A 24,949-nucleotide genomic window follows, 5' to 3' on the forward strand; every position below is an offset into this window, starting at 1 on the left:
GGAGAGACTGACTATGACCAGCCGACGGCTCGACGTCTGCCTCATCGGTGCCGGGCCCCGCGGGCTCTCGGTCCTGGAACGGCTGTGTGCGAACGCCGCGTCGGCCGCGCCGGAGACGGCGATCACCGTGCACGTGGTCGACCCCTTCCCGCCCGGTGCCGGACAGGTGTGGCGCAGTGACCAGTCCGCACACCTGCTGATGAACACGGTGGCCTCCCAGGTCACGATGTTCACCGACGAGAGCGTGCAGCTCCGCGGGCAGCTCGCGCCGGGACCCAGCCTGTACGAATGGGCGCGCTTCCTCGTCCTCATCGGCCCGATGGACGACCGGCACCACGACGAGCGCGTGCTCGCCGAGGCCCGCGCGCTCGGACCCGACTCCTACCCCTCCCGGGCCTTCTACGGCCACTACCTCCAGTGGGTCTTCCAGCGCGTCGCGACGACGGCGGCGGGCCGGCTGACCACCGTCGTGCACCAGGCCCGTGCGGTCTCCCTGGCCGACGAGGCGGACACGGCCGGCGGGCCGGACGGCGCCGGCCAGAGCGTCCTGCTCGACGACGGGACGCTGATCGAGGGGCTCGACGCCGTCGTCCTCGCCCAGGGACATCTGGCGGTGCGCCGCTCACCCCGCCAGCGCGAACTCGGCGCTTTCGCCAGGGCGCACGGCCTCGGTTACGTGGCGCCCGCCAACCCCGCCGACGTGGACCTCGCACCCGTACAGCCGGGCGAGACGGTCGCGCTGCTCGGGCTCGGCCTGAACTTCTTCGACTACATGGCGCTCCTGACGCTCGGCAGGGGCGGCCGGTTCGAGCGCCGCGGCGAGGGGCCCGGGGCCGGGCTCGTGTACCGGCCGTCGGGCCGCGAGCCGCGCCTGGTCGCGGGGTCCCGGCGGGGCCTGCCCTTCCACTCGCGCGGTGAGAACCAGAAGGGCGCGCACGGCCGCCACGAGCCGGCCGTACTGACCCCCGACGTGATCGGGGAGCTGTGCGAGCGGTCCCGGCGCGAGGGCGGCGTCGACTTCCGCGAGGCGCTGTGGCCGCTGGTCGCCAAGGAGGTCGAGACCGTCTACTACACCGCCCTGCTCGCCGGCGAGGGACGCCCCCTCGACGCCGGACGGCTGCGCGCCCGCTATCTGGCGGCCGGGCCGGGCAGCGCCGAGGAGCGGGAGGTCCTGGACGCCTACGGCATCCCGGCGGCGGACCGGTGGGACTGGGACCGGGTCGCACGGCCTTACGCGGGGCGGGAGTTCGGCGCGCCCGAGGAGTTCACCGAGTGGCTCCTCGGCCACCTGCGCGAGGACCTCAGGGCGGCCCGGGCGGGGAACGTGGCGGGGCCGCTCAAGGCCGCGCTCGACGTCCTGCGGGACCTGCGCAACGAACTCCGCATGATCATCGATCACGGCGGTCTGACGGGCCGTTCGCACCGCGAGGACCTGGACGCCTGGTACACGCCGCTGAACGCCTTCCTCTCCATCGGCCCGCCCGCCCGGCGCATCGAGGAGGCCATCGCCCTGATCGAGGCCGGTGTGCTGCGCGTGCTCGGACCCGACACGCGGGCGGCGGCGGACGAGTCGCTGCGGGCGTTCACCGTCGAGTCGGCCGCGGTGCCCGGCTCGCTGACCCGGGCGACCACCCTGATCGAGGCACGCCTGCCGGAGATCGACCTGCGGGCGACCGCCGATCCACTGCTGCTGCGGCTCCTTCAGGACGGCCAGTGCCGCCCGTACGAGGTGACGGACCCCGACGGGTCCGTGTACGAGACGGGCGGAGTCGCCGTCACCGACGCGCCGTTCCACCTGATCGACGCGGACGGCAGGCCGCATCCGCGGCGCTTCGTCTTCGGCGTGCCCACCGAGTCCGTGCACTGGGCGACCGCGGCGGGCATCCGGCCCGGCGTGAACTCCGTGACGCTGCAGGACTCCGACGCCGTCGCCCTCGCCGTCCTCGGTCTGGTCCCGGGCGCCCACAGGCCCAGCGAGATGATCGGAGAGCTGACGAGGTGACCCCCATCCCACCCGTCATCGACGCGGGACTGCTCAGCCCCGTCCGCGCGGGAACGCCCGCCGAGGCCGCGACGTCCGACGGCGCCTGGCTGCAGGCCATGCTCGACGCCGAGACGGCCCTCGTCCGGGCCCAGGCCACGCTGGGCACCGTCCCGTCGGCGGCGGCCGGGACCATCACCGAGCTGGCCCGCGCCGACCTCCTCGACCTGCGCGAGCTGGCCCGGCTCGGCAGGGGCGCCGCCAACCCGGTCGTCGCCCTGGTGCAGGCGTTCACCCGGCTGGTGGCCGACAAGGACCCGGCGGCCGCCGACTACGTGCACCGCGGCTCCACCAGCCAGGACATCTTCGACACCGCCCTGATGCTGGTCGCGGACCGCACTCTCGCCATCCTGCTGGCGGACCTGGAGCACATCGCCGGTTCGCTGCGCGCGCTGACCGAAAAGCACAGGGACGCGCTCATGGCGGGGCGCACCCTCGCGCTGCACGCGGTGCCGACGACGTTCGGGCTCAAGACGGCGGGCTGGCTGACCGCGGTGGGCGAGGCGACGGACCGGCTGAGGGCGCTGCGGGACGGCGGCCTCGTGGTGCAACTGGGCGGCGCGGCGGGCACCTTGGCCGGCTACGTCGAGTACGAGAGGCTCCGGCACGGCGGACAGGGGAGCGCGGGGTACGCGCGGCGCCTGACCGAACGGTTCGCCGCGGAGACCGGCCTGCGCGCCCCGGCCCTGCCCTGGCACAGCAACCGGCTGCCGGTCGCCGCCCTGGCCGGTGAACTCGCCCTGGTCACCGGGGTGCTCGGGAAGATCGCGGTGGACGTGCAGTCCCTGGCCCGCACCGAGGTCGCCGAGGTCGCGGAGCCCGCCGCGGCGGGCCGGGGCGTCTCGTCGGCGATGCCGCAGAAGCGCAACCCCGCGCTCGCCACCCTGATCCGCTCGGCCGCCCTGCAAGTCCCCGCGTACGCCGGTGTGCTGACGCACGCGATGCTGTCGGAGGACGAGCGCTCGGCCGGTGCCTGGCACGCCGAGTGGCAGCCGCTGCGCGAGTGTCTGCGGCTGGCCGGCGGCGCCGCGCACACCGCGCGCGAGCTGGTGGCGGGTCTGGAGGTGCACCCGGAGCGGATGCGGGAGAACCTCGGCATCACCGGCGGGCTGATCGTCTCCGAGCGGCTCGCGGCCGTGCTCGCGCCCGTCCTCGGCAAGGCGGCCGCCAAGGACGTCATGAGCCGGGCCGCCCGCGAGTGCGCCGCCTCCGGCCGCTCCCTGCCGGAGGTGCTCGCCGGGGAGCCGGAGGTCGCCGCGCGCTTCGATGGCGGGAGGCTCGACGAGCTCCTGGACCCGGCCGGATACACGGGCGCCGCAGCGGAGTTGGCGCACGAGGCCCTGCGGCTGCGGGCCGCACTCGCCGCCCCGGCAGGGGCGGGGGAGGGGGACGTATGAGCGGCGCCGAGCTGTTCGCCGGCTCCCTGCTGAACGCGGTGGCGCGACCGGCCCCCGCCCTCGCGGGCCGCATGGCCTTCGCCCTCTTCCGCAATCCGGTGCGGCGCGGCAAGGTCCTGCCCGTGGAGCGTGCCGTCCACGAGCGCGCCACCACCGAGGAGTTGTCGGTCAACGGCAAGCGGGTGCGGGTGTACCGCTGGGGCACCGGCGAGCGCCCCGTCCTCCTGGTGCACGGCTGGCAGTCGAGGGCTTCGCGCTACGCCGCGTTCGTGCCGCGCCTGGAGGCGCTCGGGTTCACACCGATCTCCTTCGACGCGCCGGGGCACGGGAGTTCGGGCGGCCGTTCCACGACGATCCTCGAGTACCGCGAGATCATCGGCCGGCTCCAGCGGACGTACGGCGCGTTCCACTCGGTCGTCGCGCACTCCCTCGGCGCCACCGGCGCGCTCCTGGCGCTGCGCGGCGAGGTGGAGGCCGGGCGCCTGGTCACGGTCGCCGCGGTGAAGGACTTCGGGCACTTCCCCGACGCCTTCGCCCGGATCCTGGGGCTCGGCGGAGGCCTGCGCGAGGACCTGCGCGACCGCATCGAGCACCGTCTGTTCGCCGAAGTGCCCCACCCCTGGGAGGAGTTCGACGCCACGCGCCGGCCGGAGGAGATCGGCGTACCGATGCTGGTCATCCATGACGCGGACGACGACATGGTGCCGGTGGCACAGGCCCGCGCGCTGCAGGCGGCCCACGGGGAGCGGGCGGAGCTGGTGATCACCGACGGGCTCGGCCACCGGAAGATCCTCGGGGAGCCGGCGATCGTCGACACCGCCCTGGAGTTCATCGCCCGGTAGTCCGGTCGACCGCGGTCCGAGCCGGTACGGCCTTTTAAATGAACGCACGGTCGTTTAGTTTTATCGGGCATCCGATGCGGCTGCGGTCCGACCACGAAGGGAACCACCCATGACCACCAGTTCACCTCCCTCGCCCGGGGCGGGGCAGAGGGACGTCGCAGGTGTCGGCGACGAGCGGGCGCACGAGGCCGCGGCCGGCGCGTCGGCGTCCGCGAAGCTCGCGCTGTTCGTCGCCTCCGGTGCCACCTTCCTCGCGGTGCTCGACACCACCGTCGTCAACATCGCCTTCTCCGACCTGCGCCGCGACTTCACCGACGCCTCGCTGTCCCAGCTGACCTGGGTCGTCACGGCGTACACCGTCGTGTTCGCCGCGCTGCTCGCGGTCGCGGGCCGCGTCGCCGACGTGATCGGGCGCAAGCAGCTGTTCCTGTGGTCCACGGTCCTCTTCACCGTCGCCTCGGTGCTCAGCGGGTTCGCGGGCGGCGTGCCGATGCTCGTCGGGGCGCGGGCGCTGCAGGGCGTCGGCGCCGCGGGCATGATCCCCTCGGCGCTCGGCCTGGTCCTCCAGCACACCCCGCCGGCCCGCCGGCAGGTCGCCGTCGGCGTCTGGGGCGCGGTCGGCTCCATGGCGGCGGCCGTCGGGCCGAGCCTCGGCGGACTCCTCGTGGACGTGTGGGGATGGCGCAGCGTCTTCCTGATCAACCTGCCGATCGGCCTCGCCATCGTGGCGATCTCCCTCCGCCTCGCCGGTGACACCCCGAGCGGCCGCAAACTGCCCGACCCGGTCGGCACGCTGGCCCTGGCCCTGGGCATCGGCGGTGTCGTCTTCGGCGTCACGCAGGGCACGGAGTGGGGCTGGGGCAGCGGCTCCGTCCTCACGCTGATCGTCGGCGGCCTCGTGCTCGTCGCCGTCGCGCTGCTGCTCTCCGCGCGCCGGACCGCGCCCGCCCTCGAGCTGGATCTGTGGCGCAACCGCACCTTCGCCGCCACGAACGTCTCCTCGCTGCTCTTCGGCGCGGCGATGTACTCCTACCTGCTCAGCTCGCTGCTCTTCCTCAACGCCGTCTGGGGCTACTCCGAGCTGAAGGCGGGCCTCGCCGTCACGCCCGGCGCCTTCAGCGCGGCGCTCGGCGCGATCGTGGTGGGCCGCAGGGTCGGCGCGCGCTCCCAGTGGGCCGCGGTGGCCGGCGGCTCCCTCCTCTTCGGCGCCTCCTGCGCCGCGATGTACCTGCTGCTCGGCACCGAGCGGCAGTACGCGGCCGTCTGGCTGCCCATCGGCGTCCTGGGCGGCCTCGGCATCGGTGCCGCGCTGACCGCCATCTCCAACGCCGCCACCGCCGCGCTCGAACCGCGCCGCTTCGCGTCCGGCACCGGCCTGCTGATGACGACGCGCCAGATCGGCGGCGCGCTCGGCATCGCGGCGCTCGCGGTGATCCTCGAGGGCCACGACGTCCTCGACGACACCGGGTACTTGCAGGTGTTCCTCGCCTGCGCCGTCGGCTCCGTCGCGGCAGCGCTGGCGACCCCCTGGATCCGTGCCCGCGCGCAGTGACCGTACGGGTGGCCGGCCCGCCCGGGCCGGCCACCCGCCCCGTTCCCCGAAGACCAGAACGACGACGTGAAGAGAGAGCGATGCCACCCATCGACCGGTCCGACCGAGCCGCCGCGCGCGTGGAGCACTCACTCCTCGCCGACCTGCAGCCGGTGGTGGAGGAGAACCTGCACCGCCACCACGGGGTCGCCAAGGAGTGGTTCCCGCACGAGTACATCCCCTGGAGCGAGGGCCGTACCTTCGAGGGCCCGCTCGGCGGCGCCGCGTGGGAGCCCCAGGAGGCGACCCTCCCGGACGTCGCCCGCACCTCGCTCGTGGTGAACCTGCTGACCGAGGACAACCTGCCTGGCTACCACTTCGCGGTGGCCGAGTTCGGCAGGGACGGGGCCTGGGGCAACTGGGTCAACCGCTGGACGGCCGAGGAGGCCAGACACGGCACCGCGCTGCGCGACTACCTCCTGGTCACCCGGGCCGTCGACCCGCGCGCCCTGGAGCGGGCCCGGATGGCGCACATGGAGGTGGGCTACGACCGCCCCGACAACTTCAGCGCCGTGCACGCGATCGCGTACGCCGCCTTCCAGGAGCTCGCCACCCGCATCTCGCACCGCAACACCGGCCAGGTGAGCACCGATCCGGTCTGCGACGCCCTGCTCGCCCGGATCGCCGCGGACGAGAACCTCCACATGGTCTTCTACCGCAACCTCGTCGAGGCCACGTTCGAGCTGGCGCCCGACACCGCCATGGAGGTGGTCAGGGACGTCGTCACCGGATTCGAGATGCCCGGCTCCACGATCAAGGACTTCGGGCGCAAGTCCGCGGAGATCGCCATCGCGGGCATCTACGACCTGCGGCTGCACCACGACAGCGTGGTCATGCCGATCCTGCGCAAACTGCGCGTCTTCGAGCGCGACGGGCTCGGCCCGGCGGGCGAGGCGGCCCGCGAGGAGCTCGCCGCCTTCCTGGCGAAGCTGGACGCCCAGGCCACCTCCTTCACCGACCGGCGTGAGGGCATCCGGGCCTCCCGTGCCAAGCGGGCGGCCGCCCTGGCCTCTTGAGGGGAGCCCCGCGCTCCCGCGGACCCGCACCCCCGAGAACCCCGCACTCCTGAGAACCCTCCGTGACGGCACCAACCGGCGAACAGGACAAGCTCATCAGTACCGACCGAGTTCAGCTGTCCCCGTACCAGCGAGACATCTGGTTCGCGGAATCCCGGGCGCCCGGCAGCCCGCAGTTCAACGGTGCCGTCTACGAACGGTTCTCCGGTGCCGTCGACGGTGAGCTCCTGCGCGCGTGCTTCACCCGCGTCCTGGAGCGGCACGACGCCTTCCGGCTGCGGTTCGACGATCCCGACGGCGTGCCGCGCCAGTGGCTCGCCGACGCCCTGACCGACGACGGCGGACCCGCCGTCGACCTCGTCGACCTCTCCGCGGAACCCGACCCCGAGGCGGCCTGCCGCGCCTGGCGCGAGCGGGCCATGGCCACCCCGTTCGAGCTGCGCGGCCGGCGCCTGTTCCGGGCGACGCTGCTGCGCGAAGGGGCCGACGCGGTCCAGCTCTTCCTGAAGGGGCACCACCTGCTGCTCGACGGGCGGGGCGCGGAGGTCCTGCACACCGAGCTGATCGAGGACTACGCGCGCCGGGCCCGGGGGCAGGAGCCGCGGGACCGCGGCCCCGCCCCGTCCGTGCTCGCCGCCGTCACCGGCCGCGACGACTACTTCACCGGCCAGGAGTACGCGGACGACCGGGCCCATCACCGCGCCGAACTGGCCCTGATGGAGCCGGACTTCTTCACCCGGCGCGTCCCGACCGGCGGCTCCTCCTTCGGGCTGCACTCCTTCACACTGCCGGGCACCGTGGTCGAGAGCATCAAGGAGAGCGGCAGCACCCCCTTCGCCTACCTCGCGGCCGCACTCGGCACCTGGCTCGCCCGCGTGCACCGGTCCACGCAGGCCGTGATCGGCGTACCCCTGCTCAACCGGCGCACCCGGGCCGAGCTGACGGCCGTCGCGCAGTACGCCAACACCCTGCCGCTGCGCGTCGAGGTGCCCGGGGGAAAGCCGCTCGCGGGTGTCGCCGCGAGCGTCCAGGAGTCGGTGGACAAGCTCCAGCAGCACCAGCGGCTGCCGATCGGGGACCTGCTGCGGGAACTGCCGGCGGACGGCTCCAGGGAGCGCAGGCTCTTCGACGTCACCCTCTCCTACATGACGCTGCGCAACCCGCTGCCGCTGGACGGCGTGCGGCGCGGCGGAGTGTCCTTCACGGCTCCGCCGCACGACCAGGAGGCGCTCGCGGTCGCCGTCGTCGGCGCCCGGGGCAGCTCGGACCTGCGGGTCGAAGTGCGGTACGCCACCGACGTGTTCGACGGCGACCTGAGCGTCTCCTCGTTCGTCGAGCACCTGACGGCGCTGATCGCGCACGGCCTCGACAAACCCGAACTGGCCGCGGACGAGCTGCACATGCTCGGCGCCCGCGAGCAGGAGGACCTCCAGCGCTTCGCCCGGGGCCCGAGCGTCCCGTTCGCCGACGACACGACCCTGCACGCCCTCTTCGAGGAGCGGGCCGCCCGCCACCCCGGCCGTACGGCCGTGCTCACCGCCGACGGCCGGGAGAGCATGGGTTACGCCGAACTCGACGCCCTGTCCAACCAAGTGGGCCGGTCGCTGCGCTCGCGCGGCGTGGGCCGCGACGACCGGGTCGCCGTGCTGATGGAACGCGGCCCGCGGATGCTCGCCACCCTCCTCGGCGTCCTCAAGGCCGGAGGCGCGTACGTCCCCGTCGACCAAGGACACCCCGCGGCACGCATCGGACACATCCTGCGGGACAGCGCCGCCAAGGTCGTGGTCACCGATACCGGCGCCTCCGACGGCCTGCCGGTGCCCGCCGGGACGCCCGTGTGCCCCGTCGACGACCTGACGCGGGGCCCCGCGGACCGGCTCGAACCCGTGTCGGGCCCCCGCGATCTGGCCTACGTCATCTACACCTCGGGCTCGACGGGCCGCCCCAAGGGCGTGATGGTCGAGCACCGGTCGGTGGTCAACCGCCTCGCGTGGATGCAGCGCGCCCTGCCGATCGGCCCGGACGACGTCCTCCTCCAGAAGACCCCCATCTCCTTCGACGTCTCGGTGTGGGAGCTGTTCTGGTGGGCGGTCGAAGGCGCCCGGGTGGCGCTGCCGCCGCCGGGCGCGGAGAAGGACCCCCGCCTGCTCCTGCGGACCATCGCCCGGCACCGGGTCAGCGTCGTGCACTTCGTGCCCTCCATGCTGGGCCCCTTCCTCGACCTCCTTGAGGAGTCGCCCCGCCACCGCGAGCTGGCGGGTTCGCTGCGCCACGTGGTGTGCAGCGGGGAGGCGCTGCCCCCGGGCCGTGTCGACCGCTTCAACCGCGTCTTCGCCGGTCTCGCCGGGGCGCCGACGCTGAGCAATCTGTACGGGCCGACCGAGGCGACCGTCGACGTCAGCGCCCACACCTGCCCGGCCGACCCGGAGCGGCCCGTCGCCCGGGTCCCCATCGGACGCCCCATCGACAACACCGAGTTGTACGTGGTCGACACCGGAGGCGCGCCCCAGCCCGTCGGCGTACCCGGTGAACTGTGCATCGGAGGGGTCGGGCTCGCCCGCGGCTACCTCGGACGCCCCGAGCTGACCCGGGACAAGTTCGTTCCCGCGCCGTTCGTCGAGGGCGGCAGGCTCTACCGCACCGGGGACCTCGCCCGCTGGCTCGCCGACGGCACCCTGGAATACCTCGGCCGCATCGACGGCCAGGTGAAGATCCGCGGCAACCGCGTCGAGACCGGCGAGGTGCGGGACGCCCTGGCCCGGATACCCGGCGTGCGGGACGCCGCCGTCGTGGACCGCGCCTCGGAGCGGCGCGGCACCTACCTCGTCGGCTACTACACGGGCGACCACGACCTCGATCCGGCGGAGACCAGGCGCCAACTCGCCGTCGAACTGCCCGACTTCATGCTTCCCGCTCACCTCCTGCGGATCGACGCGATACCCCTGACCCCCAACGGCAAGCTGGACCGGCGCGCACTGCCGGCACCGGACGCGGGCCGCCGCGAGCCGGGCGCCCGGCCCCGCACCGAGACCGAGCGCGTCCTCGCCGGCATCTGGGCGGACGTACTCGGCGTGGCACGAGTCGGCATCCACGACGACTACCACGCGCTCGGCGGCGACTCGCTCCTGATGCTGCGTCTGCGCGCCGACGCCGAGCGGCAGGGCGTCCACTTCGCGCTGAACGACCTCGTGAACCACCCCACGGTCGCGGGTCTCGCCGCCCACGCCACCACGAGGCCCGCGGGGCCTGTCGCCGAGCTGCCGCCCTTCGGGCTCGTCTCCCGCGTGGACCGGGCCCGCCTCGGGGACGCGGTCGACGCCTTTCCCCTCAGCCGCCTCCAGCTGGGCCTCGTCTACCACAGCCGGCAGAGCGAGCGGTCCGCCGTCTATCACGACGTCTTCCGCTATCAGCTGGCGACGGCCTGGGACGAGACACGCTTTCGCGCCGCCTTCGAACGGCTCGTCGCCCGGCACCCCGCGCTGCGCTCCTCCTTCGACCTCGGCGGCTTCACCGAGCCCCTGCAGATCGTCCACGCGGACGCGGCCGGCGGCCTGGAAGTGGCCGACCTGCGCGGCCGCACCGCGCGCGACGCCGAGGCCGAGATCCTCGCGCACGTCGAGCAACGGCGCTTCCACTCCTACGACTTCGGGCACGCCCCGCTGTACCTGTTCCGGGCCCATGTCCGCGAGGACGGCGTCGACCTGGTCCTGAGCTTCCACCACGCGCTGCTCGACGGCGGCAGCGTCGCGAACCTCATCAGGGAACTCCTCCAGGACTACCTGCACGCGCCCGGCGGGGGCATCGGACCCGTCACGGACGACGATCCGCCCGCCGCCGCCCATCACGTGCGGGGCGAGCGCGACGCGCTGGCCGACACGGCGGCGCGCGCGCACTGGAAGGCGGTCACGGCGGGGGCCGAGGCGCTGCGGCTCGACGGCTTCGCGCTCGCCGAACCCCCGCGCGGGCAGGAGCCGGTGGTCCACCTCGTCGCCCTTCCCGACGACGTCGTGCACCGCGCCCGCGCCCTGGCCCGGGAGCAGGCCCTGCCGCTCAAGTCCCTGCTGTTCGGCGCGTACGCCCTGACGCTGCGGCTGTTCTCCGGCGCGGACGACTTCACCACCGGTCTGATCACCCACAACCGGCCGGAGCGCGCGGGGGCGGAGCGGATGGCGGGGCTCTTCCTCAACACCGTGCCCATCAGGGTCGGCGGCCCCTCGCCGGACGGAACCGGGCAGGGCAGCGCGGGCAGTTGGCTCGACGTCGTACGGGAGCTGTTCCGGCAGGAGCGCGCCGGCCACCCCCACCAGCGCTATCCGCTCAGCGCCATCCAGGAGGACCACGGCGCCCCGGTGCTGCACACGGCGTTCAACTACGTGCACTTCCACGTCCTCTCCGACGTGCTCAGCCTGCCCGGCCTGCGCCTCAAGGAGTTCACGGCCTGGGAGGAGACCGACTTCCAGCTCCTAGTCAACGCCTTCACGCACCCCGTCGACGGCACGGTGACCCTGCGCGTCGACGGCGACGGGCGCGGCATCACCCCGGCCCAGGCCGAGCTCTTCGGCGACACCTGCGCCGAGGTGCTGCGCCGCATCGTCGACGAGCCGGACGCGCGGCCCGACTTCGGCTTCCTCGCCGGGGCCCCGGAGCACACGCGGGCCGGCGCGACGGACGACGACGCCCACGACGAGGACGTGGTGCTCCTCTTCAGCCGGCAGGCCGACCGCACCCCCGGCGCGCCGGCCCTGTCCGACGGCGAAACCACCTGGACCTACCGCGAGTTGAGGGACCGCGCCGAACGGGTGGCGCGACGCCTCGCCGCCCTCGGCGCCCGCCCCGGGGAACGCATCGCCATCGCGATGGAGCGCTCCCCGGAGACGATCGCCGCCATCCTCGGCACCGCCATGGCCGGCGCCGCGTGCGTGCCGCTGGACACCGGCTACCCGGCGGCCAGGATCGCCGCCATGGTGGCGCAGGCGCGGCCGCTGCGGATCATCGCCCGCCGGGCGGACGCCGGTTCGCTCGGCGACCCCGCGCTGCTGCTGACGGCGGAGTCGCTGTTCGACACCCGGACACCCGAGGGGACCGGGACATCCGAGACGCCCGGGGCATCCGAGAGCCCCGCGACGCCGGAAGACTCCCGCGCGGAACCCCCCGCCGGCCGCCTCGACCCGGACAGCACCGCGTACATCCTGTTCACCTCAGGCTCCACCGGACGCCCCAAGGGCGTGGTGATGCCGCACCGCTCGCTCGCCAACCTGATCGGCTGGCAGATCAGGGCGGTCAGTTCGGCCGCGGGCGAGCCCACCGCGCAGTACGCGCCGCTCAGCTTCGACGTCTCCTTCCAGGAGATCTACTCCACGCTCTGCTCGGGCGGCACCCTGCGCCTGGTTCCGGAGGACGAACGGCGGGACATGCCCGCGCTGCTCAGGCTGCTCGACCGCGAGGGCGTGGCGCGGATCTTCCTGCCCTACGTCGTCCTGCAGCGGCTCGCCGAGGCGTCGGCCGCGCTCGGTGTCGTACCGCGCGGGCTGCGGGTGATCTGCTCCGCGGGGGAGCAGCTGCGGGTCACCGACGAGATCCGGACGCTGCTCGCCGCGCTGCCGGGGGCGATCCTGGAGAACCAGTACGGACCGACCGAGTCGCACGTGGTGTCCGCCCACACCCTGGCCGGCGACCCGGCGGCCTTCCCCGCCGTCGTCCCGATCGGCACCCCCCTGCCGGGCACGGACGTGCTGGTGCTCGACCCGTCGGGCCGCCCCGTGGCGACCGGAGTGAAGGGCGAGCTGTACCTCACCGGTGCCGCGCTCGCCGACGGATACCTCGGCGAACCGGCGCTGACCGAGGAACGTTTCGTACGCCTCGCGCGGCCCGGCGGCGAGGTCGGCGCCTACCGGACCGGTGACCTGGGGCTCAGGCTGCCGGGCGGCGCCCTCGTGTACGCGGGCCGGGCCGACACCCAGGTGAAGGTCCGCGGCTACCGCGTCGAGCCGGCCGAGGCCGAGCTCGCCCTCGTGCGCCTCGCGTCCGGGCCCTCGGGCGCCGGCGTCGAGGAAGCGGCCGTGGTCGCCCGCGCCGACGCGGACGGGGCCACCGAACTCGTGGCCTTCCTGGTCGGCGACGCCGCCGCCACCGACGTGGGGGCGCTGAGCGGCGCTCTACGCGGGCTCCTGCCGGAGTTCATGGTGCCCCGGCACTTCGCGTGGCTGCCCGCACTTCCGCTGACACCGAGCGGCAAGAGGGACGACAAGGCGCTGCGGAGCCTGCCCCTCGGCCGGGCAGGCACGGCGGACGGTCCCGCGCCGAGGGACGGGTACGAACGGACCCTGGTGGAGCTGCTGGAGGGCCTGCTCGGCGTCGACGGCGTCGGCCTCCACGACGACATCTTCGCGCTGGGCGCCACCTCGCTCACCACCATGCGGCTCGTGGTCCTCATCGAGCAGCGCTACGGCGTCTCCATCCCCATCTCCCGGTTCGTCACGGCGCCGACCGCGGCGGCGCTCGCGGAGATCCTGCGGGCCGGGGGAGCCAGACTCTCCTTCGACCCCCTGGTGCCGATCCGCGGCGAAGGCGACGGGGCACCCCTGTTCCTCGTCCACCCCATGGGCGGCAACGTCCTCTGCTACCTGCCGCTGGCCCGCCATCTGCCCGACGGGCGCCCCCTCTTCGCGTTCCAGGCGTCCGGCGGCGACCCGGGCACCGAGCCGCTGCGCTCCGTCCCCGCCATCGCCGCGAGCTACATCGAGGCGATGCGCAGGGTGCGCCCCGAGGGCCCGTACACCGTCGGCGGCTGGTCCTTCGGCGGCTTCGTGGCCTTCGAGATGGCGCGCCAACTGCGGGCCGCTGGACACGAGGTGGCGGAGACGATCCTCCTGGACACCGTGGCCCTCGGCCCCGTCGAGGAACGGCAGGGGTACACCGACGAGGCGCTGCTCGGCTGGTTCTTCTGGGAGCTGCTTCTGCTCGGCCGCGGCGGCGACTCGCCGCTGGAGGCCATTCCCGCCGAACTCACCACGCTGAAGGAGAAGTTCGACTTCATCGCGAGGACGGCCGCGGACGAGGGCATCCTGCCCGCGGACAGCGACGGTTCGCTCGTCGGAAGGCTGTTCCGGGTGTACGAGGCCAACTGGCGCGCCACCCAGGACTACCGCCCCGGACCGGGCGCCGACGACATCACCCTCATCCGGGCCGTCGAGCCGCTGCCGCGGGTGCTGCGGGCGATGCACGGCGCGGGCGGCACCCAGCACACCGACCCCGTGAACGGGTGGCGCTCCATGACCACCGGTCACGTGAAGGTCGTCCACGTACCCGGCGACCATCTTTCGATCATGGAGGAGCCGCACGTGGCCGACGTGGCCGCCGCGATCGCCGGACCGGCCGGGCCGCGCACCGCCGAGAGCACCTCAGAAAGCACCGCCGAGAAGGGACACCGACGTGTCTGAACGCACCGCCCCCCGCGCCATCGTGATCGGAGCCGGCATCGGAGGCCTCGCGACCGCGCTGACCCTGCGCCGCGTGGGCGTGGAGGTGGAGGTCTACGAGCGCGCGCCCGAACTGCGCCCCGCGGGCTTCGGCATCTCCGTGATGAGCAACGCGGTGGCCGCGCTGCGCGCCCTGGACATCGACCTCGGCCTGGAGAAGCGCGGGCAGACGATCCTGCACACCGGGATCATGACCGACAAGGGCCGCACGCTCCGCTCGCTGCCGGTCGAGACGGCGGGCGACCGGCTCGGCGCCCCGAGCGTCGCCATGTACCGGGGCGACCTCCAGGAGGCCCTGCTCGACGCGCTCGGCGGCCTGCCCGTGCACACGGGCGCGGTGGCCACCGGCTACACCACCACCGGCGACGGCGTACGCGTCACCTTCGAGGACGGCAGGGAGGCCACCGGCTCCCTCCTGATCGGCGCCGACGGCATCAACTCCGCGATCCGCGCCCGGATCACCGGCGGCGCGCAGGCACCGACCTACGGCGGCTTCCTGTGCTGGCTCTCGGTGACCCCGTTCTCCCACCCGAAGATCACCAAGGGGTTCAACGCCCATTACTGGGGGCTCGGCCGCAGGTTCGGCATCCACGACGTGGGCAAGGGCCGCGCCTACTGGTGGGGCACCGTGAACATGCCGGCCGAGGCCGCCCGCACCTGGGACGGCGACAAGGACCGCATCACGCGCGCCTACGCGGGCTGGGCGGACGAGGTGCGCGAGGCGATCAGGACCACGCCGGCCGAGGACATCGTCGCCGTGCCGGCGCAGGACCGGCCGTTCCTGGAGAACTGGGGCGACGGACCCGTGACGCTCCTCGGGGACGCCGCCCACCCCATGCTGCCCAGCCTCGGCCAGGGCGGCAGCACCGCCATCGAGGACGCCGTCGTCCTCGCGCAGTGCCTGGCCTCGCGCAAGGACCCGGTCACGGCCCTGCGCACGTACGAGGGGCTGCGGCGCGAGCGCACCAGGGAAATGGTGGAGGTCTCCCGCAAGTTCGGCGGCTTCGAGCAGCTGGAGAACCCCGCCCTGCGCGCCGTGCGCGACCTCTATCTGCGCTACGCCCCCCAGTCCGTGCTCTTCAAGCCGTTCCAGCGCGCCCTGACCCCCCAATTGCTCGACGCATGACCCACCGACCCACGGGAGCAGCCACCATGCACCACCCCGATTCCGCCGCCCGGGCCAAGGACGTCGTACGCGGCTACCTCACGGCGCTGCGCGAGCGTGACGCCGCGGCCCTCCCGCGGCTCGTCGCCGCCGACGCCGTCTTCCACATACCGGGCGACCACCCGGTGGCGGGCACCTGGAAGGGCCTCGCGGAGATCGCCGAGAAGTTCCTGCTGCCCATGGGGGAGCGCTTCGACCCGACGGCGGACTACACGGTCGACGTCCGTCATGTCATCGCCGAGGGCGGTGAGGTGTCGGTCGAGTGCGTCACCCGGGCCACGACCCGGGACGGCGCGCCCTACGCCCTGGAGATCAGCGCCCAGTTCACGGTGGAGGACGGCCGCATCACGAGCATGCGCGAGTACTTCGACACCCAGTACTTCGCCCGCACTCTCTTCGGCCGGGACTGAGAGGGGACGGAGACGGGACCGCGGCGGGGGCGGGGTGAGGCGGGACGGTTCCCGCCTCACCCCGCCCCCGCCGCACTTCGCGTAAGGCCCGCGTACCGCCTGCGTACGGTCTACGGCCGGCGTCCCACGACGAGGCGCAGCCCGAGCGTCGAGTCCGCCCACTCCGCGCGCACCTGACCCAACCCGGCGGCCCTCAGCGACTCCTCGACGTCGGTGCCGGGCGCCAACGCGCCGCCCACGACGGTCAGTTCGAGCCGCGCGGCCGCGGCGCCCAGCCGGCGCCCGGGCGGGAGCGGGCACGGCACGACGAGCCAGCCGCCCGGCAGGAGCGCCCGCGCGGCGTCGGCCACCTCCCGCCGCAGTCCATCGGCCGAACGGCCGCCCGCGGGCAGCCAGGCCAGGGCGAGCCCGTCGCCCGCGGCGAAGCGCGCCCGGTCCCCGGACCGCACGTCGACCCGCGCGAGGACACCGTCCCGGGCCGCCGAGTCCACCGCCACCCGCCCCGGCTCCGGCTCCAGCGCGAGCACCGGCACGAACGGGATGTGCCGGGCGAGGTGCGCGGCGGTGCGGCCCCCGTCGCCGGCCGCGCAGCCCACCCGCGCGCCGGACCCGTCCAGCGCCCAGGGCAGCCCTTCGAGCCGCCCGAGCAGGGTGTCGACGAGCGCGTCGACGAGTACCGGCGCTTCGCCGCCGCAGCCCGGCACCATCGTGCGGACCGGGTCCGGGGTCCCGGCGCGCAGCCGGGCTCCCGCGACGGCCGTGCGCCGCAGCCGCGCCGCGAACGCCGCCGCGCGCGGCCCGCCGACGAGGACCCGCCGCAGACCGGGGGTGACGACATGGCGCCCCGTGTCGTCCCGGTGTGTCAGCGAGGCGTCGGCGAGGATCCGCAGGAGCCCCCCGGCCAGGTCCTCGCCGAGGCCGTCGGCCGCCTCCTCGGTCGTCGCGGGCCGTACGAGGCGGTTCAGGAGCCCCGTCTCGTACGCCACCGCGCACGCCACCAGGGCCCAGGCCCGCTCCGCGACCTCGGCGAGCCGCCCCTCGAACAGGCCCGCGGGCCCCGGGGGCAGCGCGTCGGGCCGCTGCCCGGACCGTACGGCGGCAAGGAGGGCGTGGGCGCGGTCGAGCAGCGCGGACAGCGCGTCCAGCGGGCCGGGCGCGCTGTCCGCGCCGAGACCCGCGGCGGTGAGCACCTCGCGGACCGCGTCGGCGGGCGCCCCCCTTCCCGGTGTGCCCAGGGCGTGCCGCTGTTCGACGGCGTGCAGCGCCCACCAGGCGTCGGCGCACCGGGCGACGGAACGCTCGGCGGCGTCCTCGCGGGCCCGTCTGCCCTCCAGGTCGACGATCGCGCGCTGCCCGAGCTGGATGAGGAGCGTCTCCTGGGACCCCTGGCCGGAGATCAGCCCGAGGATGTCGCGCATGAACCGCTCCCAGGGGAAAGCGGACATGTACGCCTCGCCGCCCTGCAGACCCATCACGAGCCGGCCCACCCGCAGCGCGCACTCGGCGGTCCGGTGCTTGGCGACGGTCGCGAACTCGTCGAAGTGCGGGTCGCGTCCGGGCGAGCGGGTCCCGTCGAGGGCGCGGTGGACGGTCGCGCGTGCGCTCTGCAGCAGCATGCGCATCTCGCCGACCGTCCGCTCCACGTTGCTGTGGTCCAGCACGGGACGGCCGCCGCGCCTGCGCGAGCCGAGCGACTCCACGCAGGCGTCGACGACCCCGTCCAGGGCGCCGAGCACGCCGCAGGCGCTCATCGTGCGGCGGATGCGGGCGTACGTGTTGAGTTCGCTGAGCGCGTCGGCCCGCCACACCAGACGCCACGCGGGCAGCCGCACGTCGTGCAGGACGACCTGGCCGAGACCCATCGTGTGCAGGCCCATGGTGTCCATGTGCAGGGCGCTCACCCCCGGGTCGTCCTTCTCGACGGCGAAGGCGAGCATGTCGTTGGACGCCTCGTCGCGCAGGAACAGGATGAACAGATCGGCGAACCGGGCGCCCGCGAGGAACCGCTTGGCGCCGTTCAGCACCCAGGTGTCGCCCTCCAGGCGCGCGGTGGACCGGTAGTCGTACGGGTCCCGGTTCTCGTAGGCGCCCTGCACCCCGAAGCGCCGCCCGGCCAGCAGGTCGGGGACGTAGGCCTCGATCAGTTCCGGCCTGCCGCTGGACAGGATCAACTCGGTGATCTCGACGGTGATGTCGAGCAGCACGGCGAAGCCGGGATCGCGCGAGAGCCGGGCCACCTCCTCGACCACCACGCCCCAGGCGAGCTTGTCCCGGCCGTCGCCGCCCGCCTCCACCGGCAGCGAGAAGCGCAGCAGACCGAGCTCGCCCGCCTCCTCGAAGAGGCGTCGGTCGAGCGGCTCACGCCGGTGGTTGAGGAAGTACGAGCCCGGATTGACCCGGTCGAGGACGAAGCCCCCGAACCGGTGCCGGGCCTCCAGCCTGACCCGCTCCACCTCGTCGTCGAGCGTGACGTGGGCCCGGTCCCCGCGGTTCATCACGTCCACCGCGTGGGCCCGGCGCGTCACGCCGTCCCGCCGGGAGCTCCGGGGCCCGCGTCGGCGCTCAGCGCGCGCACCAGGTCGTCGAGGGTCTCGTCGCCGAGGAACCGGTCGAGGGGGATGACGGCGCCGACCCGCTCCTCGACCTCCACGGAGAGCTGGGCCGCGGTGAGCGAGTCGATGCCGAGTTCGCCGAGCGGCCGGTCGGAGGCGAACTCGTCGTCGATGCCGAGCAGTTCCCCGATCAGCGCGGGGAGCCAGGCTCCCGCGGCGCCGGGGGCGGCATGGGCGTGGTCAATGGTGGTGATGGCGTACTCCCAGGATTCGTGCCGAAGCCGGCCGGCGGCCGGCCACGGGTCAGCCGCGGTATTGGGGTGCGATCCGCAGCGGTACGAGCGAGAACGCCCGGTCCCCGTCGTCCAGTTGGACGAGATCGCGCACCAGCAGGTCCTCGGCCTCGGGGTCCGGCGCGACCGGACGGCCGAGCCGGGTCAGGACACGGCGCAGAGCGAGCGAGACCCAGTGCCGCTCGGCGGCGAGCCCGCCGAAACTCTCACCGCGCCGGCGCCAGGTGTGCAGGACACAGGCGGCCGTGTGCACCAGGCAGTGCGCGCGGGCCGCCGCGTACGCCTCAGTCGTGCGCCGGGTGCCGAGGGCGCGGAACGCTGCCCGGTTCTCGTCGCGGACCGTCAGCAACGTACGGGCCAGGGGCTCAAGTTCGGGATCGTCGGCCAGGTCCTGGACGGCCTCGTCGAGGCAGTCGACGATCTCGTCGGCGCCGCCGAAGGTCAGCGCGGGCCGCAGCTCGCGCGGGGCCGGGGACGGCGCGGGGTCGCCGAACCCGAAGAGCAGCGGGAGCGGCACCTGAGCGGGCCCCCGCGGACGCCGCGCCGCCGCCGCCAACTGGGCGCGCACGGTGTCGAGCTGGACGAGTTCGGTGCCCTCGAACACCGGCGTGACGGACACGTCGCGCAACAGCTTCTGGAACGCGCCGCCCGCGACGCCCTCGCGCAGATGGGCCCGGGCGGAGAGCACCTCGCCGCAGGCGTGCACGGCGTCCACGCACAGCTGCGGCACCGCGTACTTCGCCACCGCGGACCACAGCGCCATCCGGCGGCGCGCCACATCCAGTCCGCGCGCCGCCGCGAGCTCCGTGCACTCGGCGACGAGCAGATCGGTGAAGCCCTGGGCGAGCAGCGAGCGCACCGGCGGCAGGGCGAGCGCGGGCTGCCCGTACAGGACGCGGTCGCGGGCGTGCCGCAGCGCTGTGCGCAGGGCCGTGTCGGCCGCGCCGAGGCTGCTCGCGCCGACCAGGGTCCGGGTGAACTGCAGCATCCCCGAGACCATCTCGATGCCGCGCCCCGGCCGCCCGAGCACGGCGTCGGCGCCGACCCGGCACCCGTCCAGCTCGAAGCCGCTCAGATCGTGCCCGCGGAGCCCGTGCGTGCGGACCTTCGGCAGTCGCCGCACGCCGTGGCCGCCGATGGCCTCGAAGTCGAGCAGGAACAGGCCGTACGACGGGTCGCAGGCGGCGAGCACGGTGGCGAAGGCGGACCTGCCGCCGTTGCCCACCAGCCACTTCCTGCCGTCCAGCACATGTCCTCCGGCGCTCGGGACGGCGCGGGTCGCGGTGGCGAGCAGGTCGCTGCCCGCCGCCTCCTCGCTGATGCCCGCCGTCCCCCAGGCCCGCCCGAGCACCAGCTCGGCGACGCGGCGCCGCTGCTCCTGCGCGCCCCAGACCCAGACCGGCGTCGCGGCGAGCAGCGTCGAGCCGAACCCCACGGAGACCGCGAGATCGCGGCGTGACACCGCGCGCGCGACGGCCGCGAACGCCTCGAAGGAGGCGAGCGCGCCGCCCTCGGAGACGGGCACCAGCTGCCGGTGGAGTCCGGCCGCCCAGGCCGCCTCGTAGGCGGCGGTTGGTGCGCTCTCCTGTTCGTCGGCGCGCATGCCGCCGGCCAGCGATATGCCGCTCCCGGGGTCAAACGGGCAGCCGAGCGCCAGCTCCAGGCGCGCCGCGTCCTCGAAGGCGGGCGGCGTGACCCCGGCGGTGGCGGTCATATGCGTTCCACCACGAGGGCGCAGGGCCCACCGTCGTCATCGGCGAGCCCGATCTCATGGACGAAGGCGAGCTCGTCACCGAGCCGGTACGCGGCGCTGCGGATCTCCAGGAGGTCCCACAGCTGACCCGAGCGCAGCCAGGTCACGTCCACCGCGCGGATCCCCTCGGCCGGCGCGCGGCGCAGCTCGGGCGCCGAACGGCCGTGCCGGAGCACGAGTTCCTCCCGGGCGCCCGCGGCGAACCCGAGGGTCTCGGCCCAGTACCACTGGTCGGCCACCTCGCAGTGGTGGCGGTGCACCCGGTACGACGTCGTGCCGGCGGCGAGCCGCTCCCCGTCCCGCTCGAACCGGGCGCGCAGCGCGCGTACGGCGGAGCGGTGCGGGGAGCGCTCGAACTCGTCCTCCTCGAAGGCGGCGACGAGCGTGTCGGGCAGCGGCGCGGGCGTGCCGGAGAGCGCCTGGTCGCCGCCGAGCCGCAACGGCACCGAGGCGCCGCGCGTACGCACCGCGACACCGGCCGGGCCGCGGAGCGTCATCTCCACCTCCAGCTGCGAGGAGGCGGGGCCGCGCAGCCGTGCCCGTACGTCCACCAGCGCCGCGTCGGCGTCGAGGAAGCCGAGGGGCGACACGTACTCCAACTGCCAGGACCACAGCACGAAGCCGACCTGATGCTCGGTCACCAGGGCGCGGTGGCTGCGCACGTGGTCGCGCATCCAGCGTGCGCCGGCCTGGAAGGCGAGCCGGCCGACGGCGGTGGTGCCCAGCTGCGTGGGCGTGAACTGGCCGGCGTCGAGCACGGTCTCGTAGGACGAGGTACGGGGCATCGGCTAGCCCCCGGAGATCGCGGTGACGATGTCCACCCGGTCGTCCTCGCCGGCCTCGCGGTCCAGCTCGCCCTGGGTGAGCCGCTCGCCGTTGAGGGCGATGAGGTGGGTCGGACGTACGGTCCCGTCCCGGTCGAGCAGCACCTCGCTCAGCCGCGGGTAGCGCTCGGTCAGCCCGGTGAGGCCGGCGCGCACGGTGGCGCCGCCGACCTCGATCTCGTTCTCGTAGTCGGTGAAGCGGAGCAGGACGCCCCTGACCTTGACGATCATCGCCGGGCCCTTTCGTCGGTGCTTGCGAGTTCCGCGAGTTCGCCGGCGAGGTAGTGCCGGCGGGCCAGCCAGCGCTGGACCTTTCCGCTGGAGGTCTTGGGGATGGTGCGGGGGCGCACCAGGACGACGGCGCCCGGCCGGATGGTCAGCTCCCTCGACACGGCCCTGCGGATGCCGTCGATCGTCTCGGCGTACCGTTCCTCGTCGGCGACGTCGGCCTCGTACACCACGACGAGCCGCTCGGTGCCGCCCGCCGCGCCCTCGACCGCGAACACCGCGCCGCAGTTGCGCCGGATGCCGGGGACCGCGGCCTCGCAGGCCCGCTCGACGTCGACCGGATGGAGATTGCGGCCGTTGATGACGACGAGGTCCTTGAGCCGCCCGGCGACGAAGAGCTCGTCGTCCAGGACGAACCCGAGATCGCCGGTGCGCAGATACGGTCCTTCGCCGGTCGCGGTCCGCGCGCCGAACGTCTCGGCCGTCTCGTCGGGGCGCCGCCAGTACCCGTCGGTGACGCTCGGCGAGTCCACCCAGATCTCGCCGACGGCCCCGTTGGCGAGGGGCTCGCGGGTGACCGGATCGGCGATCAGGAGACGGGTGCCGGGCCCCGGCCTGCCGCAGCTCACCAGCGACCGCGACGGCTGCCCCGGCCGCGCGGACCGGGCCGCGCCGTGCGTCTCCAGCGCCTCGCGGTCCACCGAGACCGTCTGCCAGCCGCCCAGCGGCTTGCCGCCCGTCACGTACAGCGTCGCCTCGGCCAGCCCGTAACACGGCAGGAACGAGGCGGCCCGGAAGCCGGCGGGCCCGAAGCGCGCCGCGAACCGCTCCATCGTCTCGGCCCGCACGGGCTCCGCGCCGGTGAAGGCGAGTTCGACCCCGGACAGGTCGAGCCCGTCGACCTCCGCGTCCGTCGCGCGGCGCACACAGAGGTCGTACGCGAAGTTCGGCGCGCCGATGATCGTCGCGCGGTACCGGGAGACCATCCGCAGCCAGGACAGCGGGCGGCGCAGGAACGTCACCGGTGACATGAGGGTCACCGGGATGCCGGTGGCGAGCGGGGTGAGGATGCCGCCGACCAGGCCCATGTCGTGGTAGGGCGGCAGCCACAGACCGCCGGAGCTGCCGGGGTGGATCCCGAAGCCGCGTGCGATCTCCTCGCAGTTGGCCCGCAGCCTGGCCTGGTCGAGGACGACGCCCCGCGGCAGCGCCGTCGAACCGGAGGTGTACTGGAGCAGCGCGGGCACGCCGGGCCTGGGCCCGAGCGGCGCCACCCCGGGGCCCGTCGCGTCGAGCGTGTCGGTGGCCAGCAGGCGCGGGGCCCGGCCGCCGAGGGTGGCGGTGAGCCAGTCCGCCATGAGCGGCGCGATGTCCGACGTGGTCAGGACGGTGCTCGCCCCGGCGTCCTCGATGATGGCGGCGAGCCGGGGCAGGGTGCGCGCGAGCCGGGTCGGGTCCGGCGGGAAGGCGGGCACCGCCGGCACGCCCGCGTAGAAGCAGCCGAACAGCGCGGCGAGGTAGTCGGGTCCCGGCGCGAACAGGAGCAGCACCGGTTCCGGGCGCCCGTCGGTGGCCGCGAGGAGCCCCGCCGCGACGGCGCGTGCGCGGGCGTCGAGCGCGGCGTGGGTGAGCTCGTCGGCGGACTCGTCCTCGTGCACGAACCGGTGGGCGACGACGTCCGGCGCCTGCCGCGCCCGCTCGTGCAGGAGACGCGCGAAGTCGAATCCCTCGAAACGGCCGGGATCAGGGACAGCTGACACGCGGCGCCTGTTCCACGGGGAGGGTGGCCCACTTGCCGGGCCGGTCCCGCCACTGCTCGCCGTCGGGCAGCGGCTCGACGCGGGTGGTGGCCAGGGGGAGTTCGGTGGCGAGCCGGGCGTTCCATTCGAGCGCGGGCGCGAGTTCGGGCGGCAGCTCGTCCTCGGGGTAGATCGCGTCGGCGGGGCAGGCCTCGACGCAGTTGCCGCAGTCGATGCAGTCCGCGGGGTCGATCACCAGGAAGGTGCCGGCCTCCCGAAAGCAGGCGACGGGACAGTAGGTGATGCACTCCGCGAACTTGCAGTGCACGCACTGCTCGGTGACCACGTGTGTCACGCGCCCTCCTCCTGAACTCCGCTGCCGCTGACGGCCGTCGCCGGGGCGTGCGCCGGGAGCAGCTCGCCGTGGCCGTCCACGAAGCGGTGCCCCGCGTCGAGTCCGAGCTCGTAGGCCTTGACGAGCCCGTCCGCCGTCGCCGACGCGTAGTCGACGCCGAGGTTCTTGAGGTCGTCCGCCGGCTTGATCACCAGGACCCGGGCCTGCCCGACGACGGAGCCGTCGACGATCTCCTCGGACGCGTAGAGGTCACGGAAGAGGGGGAAGGGATCGCAGCCGATCGCGATGAGCACGTCGACGCCCTTGGCGGCGACCTCACGCGCGGGACAGGAGCAGGTGTACGAGGCGTCGACGTAGGCCTCTCCGTCGATCTCCGCCGGGACGGTCCAGGCGTGCAGCATGCGCGTCGAGGCGTAGGAGACGGCGTCGTAGTTCTCCGGGGTCAGCTGCGGCTCGGCGCCACCGGGCTCGGCCCGCGAGGAGAAGACGACGGTGGCGAGGTTCTCCTCGACCCAGCTCCGGTCCCCGGTGAAGACGTTGCGCAGCAGCTCCCTGCCCAGCGCCTTCGCGCCGGGCCCCTGCGTGACCTCCGCGGCGGCCGGATCGGTGACCTTCCCGGTGGCCAGCAGGAACTCCGGCGCGTCCGCCCGGAAGAGGCCCTCGCGCAGGACGGGGCCGTACTCCGCGATGCTGTCCAGGACGACCGCGCTCATGCCCTTCTCCGTGGCGGCCGCGGCGGCCTTGAGCCAGTAGTCCACACCGGTGCGCCGAGCCCTGCCGACCGCGGCGAGTCCGCCGGACAGCGCGGAGGACGACGCGGTGCCGTAGACGTCTGCGCGCAGCCCGCGTTCCTCGAACGCGGCCAGTACGCCGTGGCCGTAGACCCCTTTGAGCATCCCCGACGCGACGGCGATGCCTATGCGCTCCGTGGCGCCTGCGTCAGTCATTGCGTCCCTTCCCTGGCTGGTCGGTGGTGTCGGCGAGCTCGGTGCGGCCGGACAGGAGGACCGAGTCGATCAGCCGGTCCAAGTCGTCCTTGAACGACTGGTTCGGCCCCGGGTGGCTGCCTGCCGTCGCGTCCGTGTCGGCGGAGCGCTGCGTCACGTGGTGCGGGAGCGTCATGGCGTCCTCCAAGCAGGGGAGAGCTGACGCGGCAAACATTAGCACGACCGTCCGTTCACTTTTCTCCCGAGGAACCGTTTCTCCGTGCTCGGGAATCAATATGAGCGAACGGTCGTGCTAACATCTCGGCATTCCTGATCATC

General features: G+C 74.1%; 17 protein-coding genes. 8 read left to right on the forward strand and 9 right to left on the reverse strand.

Features of this window, described 5'->3' with window-relative positions; genetic code table 11:
* Nucleotides 1–13 precede the first annotated feature (13 nt).
* From ACZ6B8_RS09445 to ACZ6B8_RS09480, 8 genes are all read left to right on the forward strand, one after another.
* Nucleotides 14–2,002 (forward strand): FAD/NAD(P)-binding protein, encoded by a 1,989-nt coding sequence (locus ACZ6B8_RS09445; protein WP_471606810.1) that lies wholly within the window; start codon nucleotides 14–16, stop codon nucleotides 2,000–2,002.
* Nucleotides 1,999–3,438, forward strand: coding sequence for a nitrosuccinate lyase (locus ACZ6B8_RS09450; RefSeq protein ID WP_471606811.1), 1,440 nt, complete (start codon nucleotides 1,999–2,001; stop codon nucleotides 3,436–3,438). The genes ACZ6B8_RS09445 and ACZ6B8_RS09450 overlap by 4 nt, the downstream gene beginning before the upstream one ends.
* Nucleotides 3,435–4,280, forward strand: coding sequence for an alpha/beta hydrolase (locus ACZ6B8_RS09455; RefSeq protein WP_471078107.1), 846 nt, complete (start codon nucleotides 3,435–3,437; stop codon nucleotides 4,278–4,280). The genes ACZ6B8_RS09450 and ACZ6B8_RS09455 overlap by 4 nt, the downstream gene beginning before the upstream one ends.
* A gap of 109 nt (nucleotides 4,281–4,389) precedes the next feature.
* Nucleotides 4,390–5,832, forward strand: a complete 1,443-nt coding sequence (locus ACZ6B8_RS09460) for a DHA2 family efflux MFS transporter permease subunit (protein ID WP_471606812.1) — start codon at nucleotides 4,390–4,392, stop codon at nucleotides 5,830–5,832.
* An 80-nt stretch (nucleotides 5,833–5,912) separates the two neighbouring features.
* A complete protein-coding gene (locus ACZ6B8_RS09465; protein WP_471078113.1) occupies nucleotides 5,913–6,887 on the forward strand; it encodes an acyl-ACP desaturase in 975 nt (324 codons plus the stop codon).
* A gap of 62 nt (nucleotides 6,888–6,949) precedes the next feature.
* Nucleotides 6,950–14,326 carry an amino acid adenylation domain-containing protein gene (locus tag ACZ6B8_RS09470; RefSeq protein ID WP_471606813.1) on the forward strand — a complete coding sequence of 2,459 codons (7,377 nt, stop codon included), beginning with the start codon at nucleotides 6,950–6,952 and terminating at the stop codon, nucleotides 14,324–14,326.
* The gene (locus tag ACZ6B8_RS09475; RefSeq protein ID WP_471606814.1) at nucleotides 14,319–15,491 is read left to right on the forward strand and encodes an FAD-dependent monooxygenase; all 1,173 of its coding nucleotides are present in this window, start codon (nucleotides 14,319–14,321) and stop codon (nucleotides 15,489–15,491) included. The genes ACZ6B8_RS09470 and ACZ6B8_RS09475 overlap by 8 nt, the downstream gene beginning before the upstream one ends.
* A gap of 26 nt (nucleotides 15,492–15,517) precedes the next feature.
* Nucleotides 15,518–15,940, forward strand: a complete 423-nt coding sequence (locus ACZ6B8_RS09480; protein ID WP_471078122.1) for a nuclear transport factor 2 family protein — start codon at nucleotides 15,518–15,520, stop codon at nucleotides 15,938–15,940.
* A 110-nt stretch (nucleotides 15,941–16,050) separates the two neighbouring features.
* On the opposite strand, the gene ACZ6B8_RS09485 is transcribed toward ACZ6B8_RS09480, so the two are convergent.
* From ACZ6B8_RS09485 to ACZ6B8_RS09525, 9 genes are read right to left on the reverse strand one after another with little or no spacing between them, the layout of a single operon-like run.
* A complete protein-coding gene (locus tag ACZ6B8_RS09485; protein WP_471606815.1) occupies nucleotides 16,051–18,435 on the reverse strand; it encodes an acyl-CoA dehydrogenase family protein in 2,385 nt (794 codons plus the stop codon).
* A gap of 26 nt (nucleotides 18,436–18,461) precedes the next feature.
* On the reverse strand, nucleotides 18,462–18,872 hold the full coding sequence (locus ACZ6B8_RS09490) for an acyl carrier protein (RefSeq protein ID WP_471078505.1): 411 nt from the start codon (nucleotides 18,870–18,872) through the stop codon (nucleotides 18,462–18,464).
* Nucleotides 18,796–20,499: an acyl-CoA dehydrogenase family protein gene (locus ACZ6B8_RS09495; protein ID WP_471606816.1), complete on the reverse strand. Its 1,704-nt coding sequence runs from the start codon at nucleotides 20,497–20,499 to the stop codon at nucleotides 18,796–18,798. The genes ACZ6B8_RS09490 and ACZ6B8_RS09495 overlap by 77 nt, the downstream gene beginning before the upstream one ends.
* Complete coding sequence (locus ACZ6B8_RS09500) at nucleotides 20,496–21,323, reverse strand: acyl-CoA thioesterase (RefSeq protein ID WP_471606817.1); 828 nt, start codon at nucleotides 21,321–21,323, stop codon at nucleotides 20,496–20,498. The genes ACZ6B8_RS09495 and ACZ6B8_RS09500 overlap by 4 nt, the downstream gene beginning before the upstream one ends.
* Nucleotides 21,324–21,326: 3 nt before the next feature.
* Nucleotides 21,327–21,593 carry a MoaD/ThiS family protein gene (locus tag ACZ6B8_RS09505; RefSeq protein ID WP_471078134.1) on the reverse strand — a complete coding sequence of 89 codons (267 nt, stop codon included), beginning with the start codon at nucleotides 21,591–21,593 and terminating at the stop codon, nucleotides 21,327–21,329.
* The gene (locus tag ACZ6B8_RS09510) at nucleotides 21,590–23,350 is read right to left on the reverse strand and encodes a fatty acyl-AMP ligase (RefSeq protein ID WP_471606818.1); all 1,761 of its coding nucleotides are present in this window, start codon (nucleotides 23,348–23,350) and stop codon (nucleotides 21,590–21,592) included. The genes ACZ6B8_RS09505 and ACZ6B8_RS09510 overlap by 4 nt, the downstream gene beginning before the upstream one ends.
* The gene (locus tag ACZ6B8_RS09515) at nucleotides 23,334–23,684 is read right to left on the reverse strand and encodes a 4Fe-4S dicluster domain-containing protein (RefSeq protein ID WP_471078140.1); all 351 of its coding nucleotides are present in this window, start codon (nucleotides 23,682–23,684) and stop codon (nucleotides 23,334–23,336) included. Before ACZ6B8_RS09515 ends, ACZ6B8_RS09510 begins: the two co-directional genes overlap by 17 nt.
* Complete coding sequence (locus ACZ6B8_RS09520) at nucleotides 23,681–24,631, reverse strand: patatin-like phospholipase family protein (RefSeq protein ID WP_471606819.1); 951 nt, start codon at nucleotides 24,629–24,631, stop codon at nucleotides 23,681–23,683. Before ACZ6B8_RS09520 ends, ACZ6B8_RS09515 begins: the two co-directional genes overlap by 4 nt.
* On the reverse strand, nucleotides 24,624–24,806 hold the full coding sequence (locus ACZ6B8_RS09525; protein ID WP_471078145.1) for a hypothetical protein: 183 nt from the start codon (nucleotides 24,804–24,806) through the stop codon (nucleotides 24,624–24,626). Before ACZ6B8_RS09525 ends, ACZ6B8_RS09520 begins: the two co-directional genes overlap by 8 nt.
* Nucleotides 24,807–24,949 lie beyond the last annotated feature (143 nt).

Source organism: Streptomyces sp. NPDC041122, assembly GCF_055592445.1.